This is a genomic window from candidate division WOR-3 bacterium (assembly GCA_039801085.1).
GTDB lineage: Bacteria > Hydrothermota > Tepidihabitantia > Tepidihabitantales > Tepidihabitantaceae > JAOABP01.
In genome coordinates, this window is sequence record JBDRTY010000002.1 from 231,884 (window position 1) to 250,363 (window position 18,480).

An 18,480-nucleotide genomic window follows, 5' to 3' on the forward strand; every position below is an offset into this window, starting at 1 on the left:
ACCAGAGGAGTTCCGGAGTTATACTGAAGTATGAGCATTCAGTGGTTCCCGGGAATTGTGATCTTTCTTCTGGGACTGGTTGTTACCTTTTTCGGTTACCGGCTGCTGAAGTTCACGCTCGTCGTGTTCGGTTTCGGGCTGGGGGTTTATCTCGGCTGGCTGCTGGGAATAAGAATCGGCGCGGTCAAGTGGCTGGTTGTGCTTGCCGGCATCGGGCTCGGGGTTCTGGGTGCGCTGCTCACAGTGTGGCTGTTCAAGGTGAGCGTATTTCTGCTGGGTGCGGTTGCCGGGATACTGTTGACGCTGATAATCTCCGGGACAACGGGCTGGCACCAGCTGCTGATCGTGCTTGTCGGAGCGCTCACCGGGGGGATTCTGGCGCTGCTGATTCAGCGGCCGGTTCTGTCGCTGTTGACCGCTTTTGTGGGTGCCTGGGGAATGGTTGCCGGGGTTTTCAGTCTTTTCGGTAAAACCCGGATCCGGCTCGGTCAAGGTCTGGAGATGCCGCTTCTGGCGATCCTGTGGCTGGGCCTGGGCGGGCTCGGGTTTCTGGTCCAGTTGCTGAAGACCGGTAAAAAGAAGGAGAAGTCCGGTTGATGGCGGATGACAGTGATTTTCAGGAGACGGGCAGAGTGCTGAAGGTAGAGGGTGATCGGGCAGAGGTGGCAGTAGTACCAACCGGTGGCTGTGAACACTGCGGGGCTGCCGGAATCTGCAACTGGACCGGGAAGCGGGAACGGGTAGTGCTCGCCCGGAATCTGGCAGGTGCCCGGAGCGGTGAACTGGTGGTGCTCAGGCGCCGGCAGGGGGAAAGTCTTGGTTCAGCGCTCTTGATTTTCGGTCTGCCGGCGATTCTGATGGTTACGGGAGTTGTGCTGGGTTCGTTATTGGGAAGTGAATGGCTGGCGGTGATATTCGCCGGTGCCGGATTGCTGGCAGGCGGGGGGATTTTAATCCTGCTTGACCGGCACCGGAGAGCAAAGCTGCCGGTGATTGTCAGCAGAATAGCAGAATCAAAACAAGGAGGACAGGATGACGAGAGCAATGCTATTATTCATAACAATAACGGGATTGACCATGGGTGCAGATCAGAATAAGCCGGAGTTCAAGAATCCGGAACACGGGACCGCAAACTTCTGGCAGGATGTCCGGTTTGTCCCTGATCCGGGAGATTCCACGGGGAAAAAGGGTGTCTGGAAAGGCTGGTTTCATCAGGACAATGTTGATGTTTCAAAACTGAACCAGGGGCTCATCCGGGCGAAGGTTGAGGGTCGCTGGCAGGAGTTCCGGGTGGTGGAGCTTCCGGCCGATTTTCTCAAATGGAATTTTGACCGCCGGCTTGCCCAGCTGGGAGAGATCCGGGAGATGATGAAAAACCGCAGTATGAGTATGCCCGAGATTGCCGGTCCGCACAACGGAATTGTCGCCAGCCACGGCATGAAGCGGCAGGATTCGTATTTTACGATCAATAATGCGGTCAAGGGAATGGGCTGGCTGCCGAAGCAGGAGAAGCTGGCGGAGCTGATTCAGTTGCTGAAGAAAACCTGGAACGATTCCACTGAGCGGAAGCTGGCGGTGCTGGAAAGTCTGTATCAGCACGGGCAGGAGATTTTTGACCTGACGAAACAGACCTCACTGGAACTTTATTCCCAGCCCAATTTTGAAACCCATACCTTCCTTAATCAGATGAGCGACCCCGGTGTGGCGATTGTGTTTCTGGATCTGCCGAAGTCCTATGAACTGCGGGCAATCGCCCAGATGCTGCATCCGGATGATCCGCAGCTGAGTGAGTATGAAAGACAGGTGGTGGAGTACATCAATCTGGTCCATGACTACTTTCACGGTGAGTCGCCGCGGAAATCGATCGGTGTCATCTATCACATTGTGCAGGTGTTTGACAATTCGCCGGGCAGGTGGCGCGGACAGCGGATTATGCCGCCGAAGGAGAATTAAAAGGCAATCCAGCGGTTGACAGTTTTGAAAATGTCAATATCCTTATAATGATGCCGGAGAGTAAGGGTCTTCAGGTTGCGGTTCCGGGGTTGCCGGTTTCTGATGAGGAGCTGGTGCGGCGGGTTCAGCAGGGCAATATGGAGGCATTTGAGGAGCTGGTGCGGCGCTATGAGCGCAAGGTTTACAACATCACCTACCGGCTGCTGGGTAATGAGCAGGATGCCACTGAGGCGCTGCAGGACACCTTTCTGCGTGCCTACCGGTTTATGTCCAAGTTTCAGTTCAAGTCCTCATTTTACACCTGGCTTTACCGGATTGCGACCAATGTGAGCCTGACCCGGTTGCGCCGGCGCAAGAATGTCGAGGTCGTATCACTGGACGCACCGGTCCCGGATACCGATGATCTGAAATTTGACCTGCCGGATACCGCCAAGACCCCTGAGGAGGCATTTGCGCAGAAACGGCTGCGCGAGAAACTGGATCAGGCGGTTCGGGAGTTACCCGAGGAATACCGTAAAGTGGTGGTGCTGCGGGATCTGCAGGGTCTGAGCAATGAGGAGGTGAGCCGGATTCTCAAGCTATCGGTGCCGGCGGTGAAGTCCAGGTTGCACCGGGCGCGTCTGGCACTTCGGGAAAAACTGGCGGGATATATCTGAAGTCATGGGGGCAGAGGAAAGGGAGTGTTATGGGTAGAAAAAAGCGAGACAAAACCACGATTGAACAGGGTTGTGATTGTGCCGAACTTGAGACGCTGGCGCTCCTGTTTGTCGACGGTGAGCTTGAGGATGAGCAGCGCCAGCGGCTGCTGATTCACATCCAGACCTGCTATCGGTGTGCCCGCATGGTGCGGAGCTTGAAGAGGACCGTTCATTACTGTCATCTCGAGACCGGACCGGAGGTCCCCGAAACCGCCCACCGGCAGCTGTGGCAGCGTCTGCGGGAGATGCTTAAGTCCAGTAAACCGGGGAAATCAGAGTAACGGGCCAGCTTATCAATGCGGGTGGTAGCTGCACTTTCTGGAGGTGTTGATTCCGCGGTTGCCGCTGCACTTTTGAAGGCACAGGGATATGAGGTGATCGGGATTCACCTGCTCCTGGCAGAGTGTGATTCCCTGTGTTGCGGCAGTGCGGGTGCACTCAATGCCCGGCGGGTAGCGGCAGCATTGAATATTCCCTTCTATGTGTTGAATCTGAAAGCCGAATTTCAGCGGATGGTGGTCGAGCCCTTCATTGCCGAGTACGGAAGAGGCAGAACGCCCAACCCCTGTATTGAGTGTAACCGGCGGATCAAGTTTGACATTCTCCGCCACCGGGCAGCCCAGCTGGGTGCCGGTTTGATTGCTACAGGTCACTATGCCCGAATCAACAGGGATGAAAACGGGGTTTTTCATCTCCGGAAAGGAGCTGATCACAGCAAAGACCAGTCCTATTTCCTTTATACTTTGAATCAGGAGCAGCTGGCAGGTCTGCTGCTGCCACTGGGAGAGTATGAGAAGCAGGAGGTGCGGCAGCGGGCGCGGGAGCTGGGTCTGCCCAATGCGGAGCAAAAGGAGAGTCAGGAAATCTGCTTTATCCCGGACAACGATTATGCGGGCTTTCTGAGAAAAAGACAGCCGGAACTTTTCCAGCCGGGTCCGGTCTATGATACTGCAGGCAGACTGCTGGGCGAGCACAAAGGGATTGTGAATTTCACCATCGGTCAGCGTAAGGGGTTGAGAATGGCGTTTGGTGACCGCCGGTATGTGGTGAAAATTGATGCCCGGCAGCATGCGATTTATCTCGGTGGCGAGGCAGAGGTTTACCAGACCCGGGTCTGGTCAGAGAATGTTCACTGGGTTGCCGGCAGGCCACCGGTCGGAACGGTGCGGGTCTGGGCGAAGGTGCGGTATCAGGGTGCTGGAGGTTCTGCGCTGGTTGAGCCTTTACCCGGAGACCGGGTTTATGTAAAATTTGACCAGCCGCAATGGGCACCGACCCCCGGACAGGCGGTTGTTTTCTGGGATGGAGATGAGGTGCTGGGCGGCGGTACAATTGAACAGAGTAAGCCCTGACCAGGAGGTTTTATGGCACTATTAATTTCCCTGTTCTTGGGGATGACCGTTTCATCCCGGATTGATACCGTGGTTGTCTATCCGAACCAAGTGGTTGTATTCCGCAGTGCTCAGGTTGAGCTCGGCGGTACCGGTGAGCTGGTATTTGCCGGTTTGCCAGGCGGTCTGGTGGATAATTCGGTCCGGGTCCGGGCACCAGGATTGCGGATCGGTGAGGTTCAGATTAAAAAGGGATATCTGGCCGAGCCGACACCCGATGTTCGCCGTCTGGAACAGAGGGTTCGGTCACTGGAGGACAGTTTGAAGATGATGGAGGATGAAGGAGCGGTGCTCAAGGCAAAGGAGGAGTTCCTGAATTCGGTGAAGCTGGGTGCACCGGAAATTATCTCCAAGGAACTCCAGCAGGGGCGGGTGGCGCCGGAATCCTGGCGCGGGGCGTTGGGTTTTCTGGCTGATGAACTGACCCGGATCAAAACCCGGCAACTGAGCCTGAAACGGGAGCAGGAAGCGGTCCAAAAGCGGCTGGAGGCGGCAAGGCAGGAGCTCAATTCAGCCCGCGCGCTGGTTGAAAACCGCAAGGAGCTGCGATTTACGGTTGAGGGTGAACCGGGTTCTTACCGGATAACCTTCTCCTATGTTCTGCCCCGGGCGGCAGAATGGCGTCCGTATTATGAACTTCGCGCCGACCCGGGAAAGGGCATGGTTAGTATGAGTTATTACGCCCGGCTCAGTCAGCGCACCGGCGAGGATTGGGAGGATGTCAAGGTGATACTTTCCACTGCGGCACCATCGGCAGCAATTACTCCGCCCGAGCCTGAACCCTGGAGTCTCTATTTGATTGAGGAAACCTTCCGGGCAAAGGCACTGCCGGCACCGGGTGCTCAGGCAGAAGCGGCGGCATATTATGATGCTGAGACTGAATTGAGAGCAGGAGCACCTCCTGAAGTTATACCGGTTGAAACCGGAATTTCACTGCGGTATGTGATCCCGGGAAAGGTAAGTCTGAAATCGGGCGAGGAGGCAAGAAAGTTGAGCCTGACTCAGATTTCACTGCCCGCAGAGTTTGCATACTACACCCTGCCGCGGATAAGAGAGCAGGTATTTCTTACCGGCAGGGTGCTGAACTCCACCGATTTTGTCCTGCTTGCCGGAGAGGGGAACACCTATGTTGGTGATGAATTTACCGGTTCAATCCAGATGCCGGCGGTGGCGCCACAGGAGTCGGTGGTGCTCGGTTTCGGCGTTGATGAGCGGGTGAAGGTCCGGCGGGAGCTGGTAAAGACATTCAAGTCCCGGGTCGGCCTGGGCGGTAAAACTGAGCGGGTGCAGTTTGTCTACCGGACCGTGGTGGAAAATTATCACCCGAAACCAGTGAAAATCAGGATTATTGAACAGGTACCGGTTTCCCAGCAGCGGGAAATAAAGGTTATAGTGACAAAAATTGAGCCCCGGTATTCCGGGCAGGATGAGAGCCGGGGTTTTTATGTCTTTGAGCCGGAGATCAGGAGCGGAGAGCGGTTTGAGATCAACCTTGAATATCAGGTTGAATATCCGGCAGGCCGGCGGGTAAGCGGGCTGTTCTGATGGTGATAACCATCATCGGTGCCGGGCTTGCCGGCTGTGAGGCGGCACTGCAATGTGCGCGCCGCGGAGTCCGGGTTCGGCTGTATGAGATGCGACCGGTTAAGATGACCCCGGCTCATCAGACCGGAGATGTGGCCGAACTGGTCTGTTCTAACTCTCTGAAATCGGAGGAGCCGACCAATGCCCATGGACTGCTGAAGGCGGAGCTGAAAATTTTAGGTTCGGTTCTCCTGGAGTGTGCGGAGCGTGCCCGGGTGCCGGGCGGTAAGGCGCTGGTGGTGGATCGGAAACTCTTCTCTCAGGAGGTGGCAGTTGAGCTCCAGAAACTCGGAGTGGAGCTGATCCGGGAGGAGATCACACGAATTCCGGCAGGGTTGACGATCGTCGCCACCGGTCCGCTGACCTCTGATGGGTTGACGCAGGCTCTGATAAGCATCTTCGGTGACCACCGGCTTTACTTCTATGATGCGATTGCACCGATTGTCGCTGCTGATTCTCTGAATATGGAGAGGATCTTCCGTGCCTCACGCTATGGCAGGGGAGATGATTACCTGAACTGTCCGTTGAGTGAAGAGGAGTACAACCGGTTTGTGCAGGAACTGGCAGGAGCTGAGGTTTACCCCGGACACGAATTTGAAAACATTCAGTTTTTTGAGGGCTGTCTGCCGGTGGAGGAGCTGGCGCGGCGCGACCGGCTGGCACTGGCATTCGGACCGATGAAGCCGGTCGGTCTGGTTGACCCCCGCACCGGCCGACAGCCCTTTGCGGTAGTTCAGCTGCGGCGTGAGAACCAGGCGGGGACAATGTTTAATCTGGTCGGGTTTCAGACCCGGTTGAAAAGACCGGAGCAGGAGCGGGTCTTCCGGATGATTCCCGGGCTGGAGCGGGCGGAGTTTCTGCGTTACGGCAGCATTCACCGCAACACATTTCTCAACAGCCCGGAAATACTTTTGCCGGCATTGCAGACGAAAATCAGGCAGGACCTTTTCATCGCCGGTCAGCTTGCCGGGGTTGAGGGTTATGTGGAGTCGATCGGCACCGGTCTGGTTGCCGGCATCAACGCTGTCCGAGTGGTTACGGGCAAAACTCCGCTTACTCTGCCGGAAATGACAATGCTGGGTGCGCTGCTCAAGTATATTACCAGCCCCAACTCCGATTTTCAGCCGATGAATGCCAATTTCGGACTGCTGCCCGGTTTGAACCAGCCGGTTCGTGGCATGAGGAAAAAAATGATGCTGGCACACCGTTCTCTGAAGCTGATTCAGGAGATACATAAAGAAAGTTAGTCTGGGGTACGGGTTTGTCGCTTAAAGGCGGTTCCGATTTCAGGCCGGTTTGCCCAAAAGGAGCCAGGCGAGCGCCAGATAGATTGCGGTGCCGAAGATATCGGCAATGGTGGTAATCAGGGGGGTACTGGCAGTTGCCGGGTCTTTCTTAAGTTTCGTAAAGATGAACGGCAGGCTGATGCCGACTGCACTGCCCACAATAACATTAATTACCATCGCAAGTACAACTACCGGTGCAATTCTGATACCGCCCCGAATGATGCCCATAATTGAGATGCCCAGACCCATGGTCAGTCCGAGTGCAGCTGCCAGCAGAATTTCTTTACCCAGCAGATAAATCCAGTCGCGCATCCGAACTGTGCCGACCGCCAGCGCCCGGATCACCAGGGTAGCGGACTGGGAGCCGGCATTGCCGGCAGTATCGACAAGTACCGGCAGAAATGTTACGAGGACAACATACCTTGCCAGCAGTTCGGAAAATCCCTGAATGATACCGCCGGTGATCAGGTCCATTACCAGAAGGGCGAGCAGCCAGACCACCCGGCTGCGATACAGAAGTTTTAACGGGACCTCGCGCAGTTTGGTGATGAAGGTCAGGTCAATCTTGCCCGGGTGAATACCGGAGATTTTGGTGATGTCCTCAGTCTGTTCCTCACGCAGGATGTCCAGGATATCGTCAATGGTGACAATCCCGAGCAGTACGCCTTCGCTATTGACTACCGGCAGGGCGAGCAGGTCATAACGCTGCATGATTCTCGCCGCCTCCTCCTGATCGGTGTTGGCTTCAGCGGAAATGACCTGATTGTCCATCAGGGTCTCAATATTCTCTTCAGGAGCGGCAAGGATCAGTTTGCGCAGGGGGATGTCGTCAATGAGCCGGTTCTGATCATCGACGACATAAACTGTATTGATGGTTTCCGCATCCACCCCGTTTTTGCGGATGTGTTCCAGTGCCTGCCGCACGGTCCAGTGTGAACGAACCGCAACATAGTCGGGTGTCAGGAGCCGGCCGACACTGTTTTCCGGGAAGCCGAGGCTCAGGAGGGTCTCACGGCGGTCCTCCGGTGAGAGCAGGTTGAGTGCGCGCTGGATCAGTTCCGGCGGCAGGTCCTCAAACAGTTCAGTGCGGTCATCCGGAGCCAGTTCTGCCATCAGCGCCTTGACCTGTTCGTCGGTGAGATTGCGGATCAGGGTAAGCTGGGTGTCAGGGTCAAATTCCGCAAACACCTCGGACTGGAGGTGGCGAGGTAGGAGCCGGAAAAGGATAACTACATCCGGTTCCCTGAGTGTGGAAATCAGATCGGCGATGTCCGGGGCGGGCCAGAAGGAAAGCACATCCTTGAGCGCATGCCAGTTCTTCTGTCTGATGAGTTCGATGATTTCCGGTTCCAGCAGCTGGCGGAGGATGTTGACGCGCTTTCTTTCCGGCATAACTGTTATAATAATTGATTATCGGTTGATTGCAAGTTTGATCACTTGACAAAAGCGCAGTCGGCGGTTATTTTAATCCGATGAGCGGCATTCTGCTGTTCGTGCTGCTGTTATCCAGAGCGGAGGGGTTTTACAAGGATGTCTTTATGGATGGCGGAACCGGACTCACCGGTCGCACCCGGCTCTATGCGGCGGAAAGTCTGGGGTTGAGTCTTGAGTTTATCTCCGCACAGGATTCAATCCTGCTGCGCCGGGTGATCACCGGCTGTTCGCTCGATGATAACGGTTATCTGCTCTATCCGGATGGCGCTCCCCGGTTCCGGGTGATTTTCACCAATGGCGGAGATGCGGTAACCCACAGCCGGGCGCTGGGTGATTCGGGCCGGCAGCGTATCCGGCAGTTCTTTGCCGCAGGCGGCAGTTACACCGGTGCCTGTGCCGGTGCCTATCTGGCTTCGCTGTCCAATCAGGATTCCGGTATCTCCCCGTATTTCTATCACCTCTGGCCCGGCAGGACAAAAAATACCGCTATCAGCAGTGCTTGGGTAGGGAATTTTATCCCTCAGAATTCACCGCTGCTGGCTTACGACTCATTCGGGGGCGATTTCTATATCAGCGGTCTCTATCTCAACGGCGGTCCCTACGCCAATGAATCGCTGGACTGGCCGGCGGGAACCGAGGTGCTTTTGCGTTACGACACTCTCGGACATCCGGCGCACAACCGTTGTGCGGGCTGGGCCTGGAAGGGCGCAGATACCAGCGGGCGGGTGGTAGTGATTGGCACCCATCCTGAGGGTTTCAGTTCTGGTGAGCGGCTCCATCTGATGATGACAGTGCTCAGGTATGCGCTGGATGGGGTCGGGTTGCCACGCTTGAAAGCAGTTCTTCAGTCCGGGGTTCCGCGCATTATGGATCGGGGTATGGAGGCGCCTGAGTTTGCCCGGATCGGTGACCGGCAGTATCATCATTTTGCGATTGATGTACCGCCAGGGGCTGAATCGCTCTGCGTGCTGGTTCAGGGAGCGGATTCATTTCAGCTCAACCTTTATCTGAAATGGAATGGATTTGCCTTTCGCTCCAGCTGTGATTTTGCGGATACTGCGCCCGGAGCCGGTAAATTGATGACGGTCCGGTCTCCTGCCGGAGGCATGTGGTATATCGGAGTTGAATGTGCTACTACCGTAAACTGCGTTAACGACAGTTTTCCGGTTTATTTCGGCAGAATGGAAGTGCTGAACGGTGTGCCGTACAGTGTTAATGCCTGGTGGGGAGGAATCGGAATTGCCGAAGACCGCTGGATAACGCTTAAGAAGCAGCCGGGTTTAAGTCCCAATCCGGCAAGGGGTTTTTGCAATCTGTATCTGCCAGCTGGTAAAGGGGAGATTGCCGTATTTGACCGGATGGGCAGGAAGGTGCAGAATGAACTGGCTGTAATCACTTCTTGCGGTTCCGGCGTTTACCATCTCCGGTTTGCCCGTTCATTGCCAGCCGGAGTTTATCTGATTACCGGACCGGGTGGATTCCGGAAACCGCTGGTACTGCTGCGCTGAGGGTTTTGCTTGACACCCGGGTGGAAAGCGGTTAAATTTTTATGTTAATGAGGTTTCTGATTCTGCTTTTACCTCTCAGCGCTGCCTTTCTGCTTTTCTGTCCGGCGAAGAATAAGACTCAGGTGCGGGAGACCGTACCGGCTGAGAGTCAGGCACCGCTGACAACCGTCCCGGCGCACCAAACTGCTGATGAGTCTTCACCACCGGCGCCGAGCGTTTCCTTCCAGCGGGATGTGCTGCCGATTCTCAGGGAGCTGGCAGGTGATTGTCATACAAAGGAGGATATGGCGGGTAATTATGCGCTGGACTCCTATGAGGCGGTGATGGCAGGAGGCACCGATTCGGTCCCGAATGTAGTCCCGGGCAAGCCGGATTCCAGTCTCCTTTTTATTTATCTGCAGAAAGGTCATCCCTTCGGCAGAAAACCGGCACCGGAGCAGCTTGAGGTGATCCGGCAGTGGATTCTTCAGGGCGCGAAGAACAATTGAAGGAGGGCTGATGGAAGCAACTGTGCGCTGGACCGGTATGATGCAGTTTGTGGGTATCTCCGGTTCCAGCCACGCGGTGGTTCTGGATACCGGACCGGATCACGGTGGAGCCGATACGGCGGCAACACCGATGGAACTGCTGCTGACTGCCCTTGCCGGCTGCACCGGAATGGATGTGGTTTCACTGCTGAAAAAAATGCGGGTCAATTTTACCGGTCTGGAGATAAAAGCAAAGGGGGAGCGCAGGGATGAGCACCCGCGCATCTTCACCAGTATTGAACTGGAATATGTGGTTTACGGTAACGGCGTTGACCGGGCAGCGGTCCAGCGGGCGGTTGAGCTCTCGCAGGAGAAGTACTGCTCGGTGCGGGCAATGCTCCGTTCTGACTGTCCGGTCAGGTTCAGAGTAGAGATTATTGAGAACGCCGGAGAGTCCAATGCTTGACAACAGTTTACAAAAGTCTAAAATAATTAAAATGAAAAGGAGGACTGCCTTGCGTCGAACATTTTTTGTTCTTGCGCTCGGTCTGCTGGCACTTGTGCTGCTGCCAGCCTGTCAGCGGGAGAATGCGTTGCGGGTTGTTTCAGTGGATTCACCATATTATGCCGATCTGGTAGATTACGGACAGGAGCGGGATGAGGAAGGTACTATAACCGAAATTGAAGTTACGCCGATTGATGTTGTGGGAGTGAAATTCCAGTATGTGGAAATCGGGCCGGGATTGCCGACCTGGACACCCTATCAGGCACATGTGGAGAAGGTAACCATATCCTTCAAGCGCATCGGTGGGGATGAACTTTACCAGCCGCTGCCTAATATTACCGTGCCGTGCAAGGTGGTAGTGCAGGCTGATCCGACCGGGAAGAAAATCGTCAGCGGTTCGTTTGAGCTTTTCTCCGCCTGGTATAAGGAAGAATATCTTTCCGGATACGATTATCTGGTTCTGGAGGCAACGCTTAAATTCTCCGGCTATGATGATGCCTCGGGCAAGCCGATCGAGGCGGTAAACAAGATGGAAGTTTCGGTTGCGGATTTCTACGACGACCCGACCCGAATCGGACAGTAAGAAGTTTTTTATCAGTCGCAGCAGTTAAATCAAACTCAAAGGAGGTTGGATGCGCCGTCTGACAGTATTACCTTTAATTTTGCTGGCGGTCTCTGCTTTTGCCTATACCGGATTTGGCGGTGGCAGAGGCCTTTTCCGGGTTCAGGATGCCCAGACCGAAGAGGCGGGCCTGAATGTGGCGCTGCATCTTCTGGGCAGGAATCCGTCCTATATTGACACTGTCGGAGATTCAAAGAAAGGTTATATTGGGGACCTGCTGGCACCGACCCTGCATTATACTCCGATTTCATCCCGGTATGTGGGAGCAGAAATTTTTGCCACCTGGGGCGGAATTTTCCAGTACGCACCCGGGTTTTCCGGTGACCTGCCTTATGATATGGGATTGCACGATCTGAAGGCGGGTGCCAAACTTTCTATCCCTTATCTGCCGGTGCTGAAACTTGGAGGTATGGCATCTTACACTTTCATCTTCCGGGATCAGACCAGAAACTGGATCGACCCGCAGGCGATTTCAGCTGATACCTTCAGCTGGGCAGGTCTGGCAACCCTGCGGTTTCAGGATTTTGTTTCCTCGCTGCCCAATCTTCATCTGAACTATGGCAAATCCGGCTCCTGGACCAATTATGGTGCCGGGCTGGAACTGGCAGCTGAGGGGCTGGCGATCTTTGCCGAAATGACCTCCCGGCAGGGACCGAACTCGAACGGTATCCTTGATACCGATAACGGACTGGTCCGGTTGACGCCTGGGGTATCATTCGGCAGCCGGCGCGGTCTGGCACTTTCGCTGGGCTATACCTTCAGTCTGAGCTCAGGTGTTCCGAATGAGGTGATCTTCGGTCTTAATGTTGCCACGCCGTTCTTCCGCAGGGCGCCGGTGGTTTACGGCGAGTTTTCGGGCAAGGTGATTGACGCGTCAACCCGTGCCCCGCTGGCAGCGCTGGTGGAATTTCCGGACAATCCGAAGCTGAAGCCGCTGACCGTTGATGCCAGCGGGCTGTTCCTGCTGAAGAAACTGCCCACCGGTGTCCTCAAGGTCCGGGTGACCGCCGATGGTTACCGACAGCTTGAGACTTTCGTCAATGTTGAAACGAAACCGAAAGAGCCGGTGCTCTTTGAACTTTATCCGCTGGTGACCTACGGCACGCTTGCCGGTGCGGTTACCGATGCCAAGACCGGAAAGCCGCTGGCAGCAACAATCGCATTTGCTGAGGGCGGTATTGAGCCGGTGAGCAGTAATCCCGGCACCGGAGCGTTCCGCAAGGACAACATTCCAGTGGGCACCTATACGATCACCGCCAGTGCGGAAGGCTATTTCCCGTCTACGGTTACGATCCAGATCCGGGAAAATCAGATCACCAGTCAGACATTTGCCCTTAATCCGCTGACGGTCAAGTCGGTTCTGACCGGCACAGTGATCGACCGGGGCAGCGAACAGCCGCTCGCCGCCAGAATCATCCTTCGGGATGCAACGACCGGTAACACGATTACTGAGGTGAACAGTGAACCGGGTACCGGTGTTTATGTCATTGAAGCGCCGGTCGGCGCCTATTCGGTTACTGCCCAGGCGGAGGGCTACATTGATCAGTCCGCAGCAGTTGTGCTCCAGGAGGGCAAACCGGCGACCCACAACTTCGCACTCGTCAAGGTGGGAACAACGGTAACGCTCAAGGGGATATACTTCGACTTCAACAAGGCGACGATCAGATTCCCAGAATCGCAGGAGGCGCTGCAGGCTGCCTACAACATCCTGAAGGAAAATCCGACGATCAGGGTGGAGATTCAGGGACATACCGACAATGTCGGTTCGGATGAATACAACCAGCGGCTTTCCGAACAGCGCGCCTGGGCGGTGGTCAATTATCTCGTCCAGCAGATGGGAGTGGATCCGGCCCGGTTGATTGCCAAGGGGTATGGCGAGAGCATGCCCAAGGCACCGAATGACACTCCCGAAGGCCGGGCGCTTAACCGCCGGGTGGAGTTTGTTGTTATCGGGGAACTGGGTAAGTAATACTGCCGTGCAGGATCACGGGGGCTCATATTGAGCCCCCTTTTAATTTTATGCCAAGTTTGACAGTCAGGGGAAATTACCTATGCTGAACTGAAAGGAGGTTAATGGAAGCGAGTATCAGTTCGATTACCGGTGCGGACCGGATAAAATCCAACATCCAGGGGATGAAAGGCTGGCTCAAGCTCCTGGGGATCGTGCAGATTGTTGCCGGGATTCTGCAGGCGCTGACGCTTTTCGGCATCTTCTGGGCATGGCTGCCGATCTGGCTGGGCATTATTCTTAACGGTGCAGCGAACAGGGCGGGTGAGTATGGGGAAAAGGGTGATGAGCAGGCGCTGGCGGAGTTTACCAGTAAGCTGAAACTCTATTTTATCATCAACGGGGTGATGATGATCATCTCGCTGGCGGTGGTGGCGCTGGCGCTGATGGTGCTTGGTCTGCTGGCAATTCTGGGGGTGATCAGCCTTCCCAGCCTGATAGAACGTTTCCGGGATTAGAATCCGGGAACTGTCGGAACCGGCTTTATTCAGCAGAGGAGCGCTGTTCGGCGAGCCAGCGTTCGAGCGTCAGGTGCCAGGATTTTGTCTCATCGCCGATGGTCTCACCGTCCCAGCGGGCAAGAACCCGGTCGCCTTCAATTGCCACGACCAGCGGCGGGCTGTCGGTCCAGTCGTAATAGGCAAAGTCGGCAAGATTTTCCACAGTAGCGTTCGGTCCGTCAACATAGCGCACCTGATAGGGCAGTCCCAGCCGGGCGAGAACCTGCTGTGCCTTGCTGCAAAGTTTACAGCCTTCACGGGCAAAGATGTGAAACTCCATTTTACCTCCTTTTGCTCAGGATATTTTGTTCAAAATTAACCACGAGGTGACCCAAGTCAAGATAAAATTGATTTTCGGAACCTGAACAATTCGGTTGCCGGTCTAATAAAATATGATGAGCGGTATTGCGCTGTTTGCCGGCGGCTGTTTCTGGTGTCTGGAGTATGTGTTTGAATCACTCCCCGGAGTGCTCCAGGTGACATCCGGCTATACCGGCGGTTCAATCCGCAATCCCACTTACGATCAGGTATGCTCGGGCAGAACCGGTCACTACGAGGCGGTGCGGATTGAATATGATCCGGAACAGATCGGCTATGAACGGCTGCTTGAGATATTCTTTCAGAATGTTGATCCGACCGATGATGACGGGCAGTTTGCCGACCGCGGTCCCCAGTACCGGACCGCGATATTTTATCAGGATTCACTCCAGCGCCAGCTGGCAGAGGAGGCGGTAAGGCGCCTGGAGGCGGCGAAGATCTTCCGCAAGCGGATTGTCACCCGGATTCAGCAGGCGGGTGAATTCTATCCGGCGGAGGAGTATCATCAGGATTTCTACCGCAAATGTCCGGCGCGGTTTCACTCCTATCATCAGAGTTCAGGCAGACCGGTTTATGTGGACAGAGTCTGGGAGAAGCATCCCTATTTCCGGCTTTTTCCCGAGCGTTCCGGTTACTGGCGCGGTTACCGCAAACCGGCACCTGAGATACTGAAAGAGATTCTTACCCCGCTTCAGTTCCGGGTGACCCAGGAGCAGGGAACTGAACCGCCGTTTAATAATGAGTTCTGGAACGAGAAGCGGGCCGGCATCTATGTGGATGTGGTTTCGGGCGAGCCGCTCTTTTCTTCCCGGCACAAGTTTGATTCCGGCACCGGCTGGCCCAGCTTCTATCAGCCGCTGGTTGCGGAAAATATCGTCACCCGTGAGGATCGGAGTCATAATCTGCTCCGGACGGAGGTCCGGTCCCGTTATGCCGACTCCCATCTCGGTCATCTTTTTGATGACGGTCCGCCCCCCACCGGCAGACGCTACTGTCTGAACTCGGCAGCCCTGCGCTTCATTCCCGAGGAGCAGCTGGCACTCTACGGCTATTCCGCCTTCAGTTCCGGCAACAAATAAAGAAGACGGGGCGGAGAAAAACCGCCCCGTCTGGTTTTTATCCTTTTGACGCCTCAGCGCCCGAGGAGGAGCTTCACCGTCTGGCGGTGCTCACCGGCACGGAACCGGCAGAAGTAGACACCGCCGGCAAGGACCCGACCCGTCTGATCCGCCCCATCCCAGGTCAGCCGGTAGACCCCCGGCATCTGTACCGAGTTGACCAGTGTCCGCACCACCCGGCCGGAGAGGTCAACGATCTGCAGACTGACCGGTCCGGGTGTTGCCAGCGAGTAGCGGAGCACAGTTCGGCGCTGGAAGGGGTTGGGTTTCGGCGGATCGAGCCGGGTTACAAGCGGTGTCACCGTCTGCTGCTCCGGTTCGCGGTGCTCCTCCAGCCCGACCGCCGGCTCCGGCTGCCAGAAGCCGACAAGCGCCAGCAGGTTCGTACCGGTCATCCTGCCGGTAGCGGTCTGAGCGATGGTGGCACCACAGCGGTAATTACCGCTCATAATTCCGCCACTACCTGCCACCACCTGCCAGTCACACCGGTAAGGCTGGGCTGAGAGGAACGCTGCCCCCAGCGCCAGTGCCAAAAGCAGCCGTTTCATCTTTACCTCACAGTTTTCGGAGCTTTCATCTGCTCATACCGGGTTCTGCCGGCAGCGGTGCGGAAGTTGATGCCGTCCGCCTTCCCCTCCCGCTCCAGCTGGTCCATACAGCCGGAGAGGAACTCATCATCCAGCATCCGGCCGGCGAGCGCACCGGTCTTTTTCTGCTCCACCGGCATCAGCCTTCTGATCACCTCGGCTGAGACATCAGCCCGCTCACCGGTCACGAGCCAGTAGACCCTGGTGCCCGGTCTGCCGCCGATGACAAACCGGTTGCCCTTTACATCCTCAAGGAGATAGACCTCTGAGGTGCCGACGCCGGTGAGCTGGACATGGGGGTTGCGGTTGAGTGCGGAGAAGTAGTCGGGCAGGTTGACCTCGGCTCTGCCCGAGGCATCAAGGGTCACCACACCCCGGTAGATGTTGAGCATCTCCGGACCCTCAACGAAGTAATGGTTGAGGATCTTGCCGTAGGGGTCAAGCGGATGGTCGATCGTAAAGCTGCCGCCTGCCTTGGACAGGGTGCCGCAGCGGAGCTGGTTGGAGGCGGTGGCGGTCTGGCCGTTGAAGGCGGCGGAGTTGTTGTAGCCGAAAGGCACTACGGAACCGTAGTTGGTGGTAAAGCTGTAAGGAGCTGCCGAGGTGTCACACCAGCCGCAGGTAACGGCACCTGAGGCACTTGCAACTGACGCGAAACCGCACAGAGCCGCCGAGTTCATACCACTGGCAGTATTGCGCTCGCCGGCAACCACCGACCAGCTGCCGCTGGCGAGATTGGAACTGCCCCCCAATACGGCTGAATACGAGCCGAAGGCGTTGTTGTTGGCACCGCCGGTAATACAGGCATAGTTGTTGTTAGTTCTGTTGTTATATCCACCACCGATTGCGGACCAGGAACCAGGGGCGGAGTTGCTGTCGCCACCGGCAACCACCGCCTCGGTGCCACTAGCGGTATTCCAACGACCGCCGCCGATAAAGGCATCACCACCGCTGGCGGTATTTCGGTATCCGCCACAGACGGCTGAATTTACGGCAGAGGCAATGTTTGCACCGCCGCCAGCAACAGTGGAGTTCAAGCCCTGTGCCGAATTGTTCCCACCGCCGCCGACGAATGCCCCAATATTGCTGGCAGTGTTGTTACTGCCACCACATACGGTTGCGCCCGTATTGCTGGCAACATTGTTCTGGCCTCCGAGAATCGATGCGTAGGGAGCGGTTGCGATGTTACGGTAACCACCAGCCACAATTACCGCGGTGTCAACGTCATCGTTTCCGGCGACGTTGCCCTGACCGGCGAGGATACCGCCCAGATAGCCGGTGACGGTATCACCATAGCCGTTGCCGACGAAGCCGTACATCGAGTTGACAATATTGCGGTTACCATTGACCACCGTGGACATGGTGTTCCGGGCTGAATTCATGAGGCCGTTGCCGATTAGAGCGTGGTTGCCCTTGGCGGCGTTATTGATACCGCCCAGAACGGTGGAGTACATCATATTGTAGCCGCTCGTCCCGGTTGTGCAGTAGACGCCGAAGTTGATGTGGGTGTTGCGGGCCAAGCCATGCAGGACATTTCCGGCACCACCCCGGGCAATGCCCAGATACCGGATGGTGAAGAGCACCGAGTCCTGAGATTCGCGGACCCAGTCCTGATCACCAGTGCCGGTCCCGACACTGTCATTTCTCGGTGCCCAGGCCGAGCCGGTCCACTTCAGTACCTGCCCGACGGTGGCACCCATCTGGTTGATGTCGGCACCGGTGATCGTGCCATCCTGAATCTTTGCTGAGGTAACGGCATTGTCCGCCAGATCCGCAGTCTGCACCTGACCGTCGGTGATCATCCCGCTCGTCACCGAGTTTGCCTGTCCCTCGTTCACATACCGGCCATCCAGACCGGTAACGGTGTAACCGCCAACCCGCTGCGCACCACCCGCACTGTCAACATAGGTATGGGTGTGATTCGCCCGGGCAAAGTAGGTCGTGTCCCGGCCCTGAAAGAGATCGGCGTTGGCCGCCCGCTCGGTCAGAAAGGCATAGGCAGAGGAGACGATCCGCAGCCGCGGCGTCAGCTCGGCACCCGCACCCACCTGGAGCGAGAGATAGAGCACTCCCGCATCCGGAAGAGAGGTAATCGGGGTGATTGAACCCAGCAGCACCGAGAACAGCCCGTTGCGGACCAGCACGGTCTGTGCCTCGGTCCAGAACGGTGTGCCGCCGGTCTCCTGGGTGTAGAGCCGGAAGGTGAGCTGGTAGTTGCCATCCGGGACCGGATTGCCCAGACTGTCGGTCAGCCGGCCCTGATAGGAGAGCAGGCGGGGAATGGTGATCGCATCGGTGTTAGCGATCAGCGGCTCTCTGCCCACGGTAGCCTGAGAACCGGGCACTACTGCCGAAGGCTCACCCGCCTGGACGATACCCGCGATCAGGGTGAGCATGAGTGCCAGCATCATTTTTATGTGCATAGCACCTCCTTTTGGTTTTTAGTTTTAAGGTTTACCTTACTCACCTCTGGTCAGGGGGGAGTCTGACCAAACCATGGA

At 56.3% G+C, this 18,480-nt stretch carries 19 protein-coding genes; 15 read left to right on the plus strand and 4 right to left on the minus strand.

Annotation, left to right across the window (positions count from 1 at the left end; genetic code table 11):
• Positions 1–30: 30 nt before the first annotated feature.
• Genes ABIK48_05365 through trmFO form a run of 8 tightly spaced genes read left to right on the plus strand, consistent with a single transcriptional unit; the run spans position 31 to position 6,873 of the window.
• Entirely contained in the window at positions 31–597 is a 567-nt protein-coding gene (locus tag ABIK48_05365) for a DUF4203 domain-containing protein (GenBank protein ID MEO0021585.1), read from the plus strand.
• Positions 597–1,097: a SoxR reducing system RseC family protein gene (locus ABIK48_05370; GenBank protein MEO0021586.1), complete on the plus strand. Its 501-nt coding sequence runs from the start codon at positions 597–599 to the stop codon at positions 1,095–1,097. Before ABIK48_05365 ends, ABIK48_05370 begins: the two co-directional genes overlap by 1 nt.
• Positions 1,078–1,953 carry a hypothetical protein gene (locus tag ABIK48_05375; protein ID MEO0021587.1) on the plus strand — a complete coding sequence of 292 codons (876 nt, stop codon included), beginning with the start codon at positions 1,078–1,080 and terminating at the stop codon, positions 1,951–1,953. Before ABIK48_05370 ends, ABIK48_05375 begins: the two co-directional genes overlap by 20 nt.
• Positions 1,954–2,003: 50 nt before the next feature.
• Positions 2,004–2,609 (plus strand): sigma-70 family RNA polymerase sigma factor, encoded by a 606-nt coding sequence (locus ABIK48_05380; protein ID MEO0021588.1) that lies wholly within the window; start codon positions 2,004–2,006, stop codon positions 2,607–2,609.
• 29 nt (positions 2,610–2,638) lie between these two features.
• On the plus strand, positions 2,639–2,932 hold the full coding sequence (locus ABIK48_05385) for a zf-HC2 domain-containing protein (protein MEO0021589.1): 294 nt from the start codon (positions 2,639–2,641) through the stop codon (positions 2,930–2,932).
• A gap of 15 nt (positions 2,933–2,947) precedes the next feature.
• Entirely contained in the window at positions 2,948–4,003 is a 1,056-nt protein-coding gene (mnmA, locus tag ABIK48_05390) for a tRNA 2-thiouridine(34) synthase MnmA (protein MEO0021590.1), read from the plus strand.
• Positions 4,004–4,015: 12 nt separating this feature from the next.
• Complete coding sequence (locus ABIK48_05395; GenBank protein ID MEO0021591.1) at positions 4,016–5,587, plus strand: DUF4139 domain-containing protein; 1,572 nt, start codon at positions 4,016–4,018, stop codon at positions 5,585–5,587.
• On the plus strand, positions 5,587–6,873 hold the full coding sequence (trmFO, locus tag ABIK48_05400; GenBank protein ID MEO0021592.1) for a methylenetetrahydrofolate--tRNA-(uracil(54)-C(5))-methyltransferase (FADH(2)-oxidizing) TrmFO: 1,287 nt from the start codon (positions 5,587–5,589) through the stop codon (positions 6,871–6,873). The genes ABIK48_05395 and trmFO overlap by 1 nt, the downstream gene beginning before the upstream one ends.
• 39 nt (positions 6,874–6,912) lie before the next feature.
• Here the strand turns inward: trmFO and mgtE are convergent, their stop codons facing one another.
• Complete coding sequence (mgtE, locus tag ABIK48_05405; GenBank protein ID MEO0021593.1) at positions 6,913–8,304, minus strand: magnesium transporter; 1,392 nt, start codon at positions 8,302–8,304, stop codon at positions 6,913–6,915.
• 80 nt (positions 8,305–8,384) lie between these two features.
• On the opposite strand from mgtE, the gene ABIK48_05410 reads away from it, so the two are divergent.
• The 6 genes from ABIK48_05410 to ABIK48_05435 all read left to right on the plus strand — a co-directional run bounded on the left by ABIK48_05410 (position 8,385) and on the right by ABIK48_05435 (position 13,914).
• Positions 8,385–9,854 carry a BPL-N domain-containing protein gene (locus tag ABIK48_05410; protein MEO0021594.1) on the plus strand — a complete coding sequence of 490 codons (1,470 nt, stop codon included), beginning with the start codon at positions 8,385–8,387 and terminating at the stop codon, positions 9,852–9,854.
• A gap of 47 nt (positions 9,855–9,901) precedes the next feature.
• The gene (locus ABIK48_05415) at positions 9,902–10,342 is read left to right on the plus strand and encodes a c-type cytochrome domain-containing protein (GenBank protein ID MEO0021595.1); all 441 of its coding nucleotides are present in this window, start codon (positions 9,902–9,904) and stop codon (positions 10,340–10,342) included.
• 10 nt (positions 10,343–10,352) lie between these two features.
• Positions 10,353–10,787 (plus strand): OsmC family protein, encoded by a 435-nt coding sequence (locus tag ABIK48_05420; GenBank protein MEO0021596.1) that lies wholly within the window; start codon positions 10,353–10,355, stop codon positions 10,785–10,787.
• Positions 10,788–10,818: 31 nt separating this feature from the next.
• Positions 10,819–11,409: a hypothetical protein gene (locus ABIK48_05425; protein ID MEO0021597.1), complete on the plus strand. Its 591-nt coding sequence runs from the start codon at positions 10,819–10,821 to the stop codon at positions 11,407–11,409.
• A 49-nt stretch (positions 11,410–11,458) separates the two neighbouring features.
• Positions 11,459–13,417: a carboxypeptidase regulatory-like domain-containing protein gene (locus ABIK48_05430; protein ID MEO0021598.1), complete on the plus strand. Its 1,959-nt coding sequence runs from the start codon at positions 11,459–11,461 to the stop codon at positions 13,415–13,417.
• A gap of 104 nt (positions 13,418–13,521) precedes the next feature.
• On the plus strand, positions 13,522–13,914 hold the full coding sequence (locus tag ABIK48_05435; protein ID MEO0021599.1) for a DUF5362 family protein: 393 nt from the start codon (positions 13,522–13,524) through the stop codon (positions 13,912–13,914).
• A gap of 25 nt (positions 13,915–13,939) precedes the next feature.
• Here the strand turns inward: ABIK48_05435 and ABIK48_05440 are convergent, their stop codons facing one another.
• On the minus strand, positions 13,940–14,236 hold the full coding sequence (locus ABIK48_05440) for a glutaredoxin domain-containing protein (protein ID MEO0021600.1): 297 nt from the start codon (positions 14,234–14,236) through the stop codon (positions 13,940–13,942).
• Between the two features lie 115 nt (positions 14,237–14,351).
• Between ABIK48_05440 and msrA the strand changes: the two genes are divergently transcribed.
• On the plus strand, positions 14,352–15,353 hold the full coding sequence (gene msrA, locus ABIK48_05445; GenBank protein MEO0021601.1) for a peptide-methionine (S)-S-oxide reductase MsrA: 1,002 nt from the start codon (positions 14,352–14,354) through the stop codon (positions 15,351–15,353).
• Positions 15,354–15,406: 53 nt separating this feature from the next.
• Here msrA and ABIK48_05450 read toward each other — a convergent pair whose 3' ends face one another.
• Both ABIK48_05450 and ABIK48_05455 read right to left on the minus strand, forming a co-directional pair.
• On the minus strand, positions 15,407–15,940 hold the full coding sequence (locus ABIK48_05450; protein MEO0021602.1) for a FlgD immunoglobulin-like domain containing protein: 534 nt from the start codon (positions 15,938–15,940) through the stop codon (positions 15,407–15,409).
• Positions 15,941–15,942: 2 nt separating this feature from the next.
• Complete coding sequence (locus ABIK48_05455; protein ID MEO0021603.1) at positions 15,943–18,402, minus strand: hypothetical protein; 2,460 nt, start codon at positions 18,400–18,402, stop codon at positions 15,943–15,945.
• Positions 18,403–18,480: the final 78 nt, after the last annotated feature.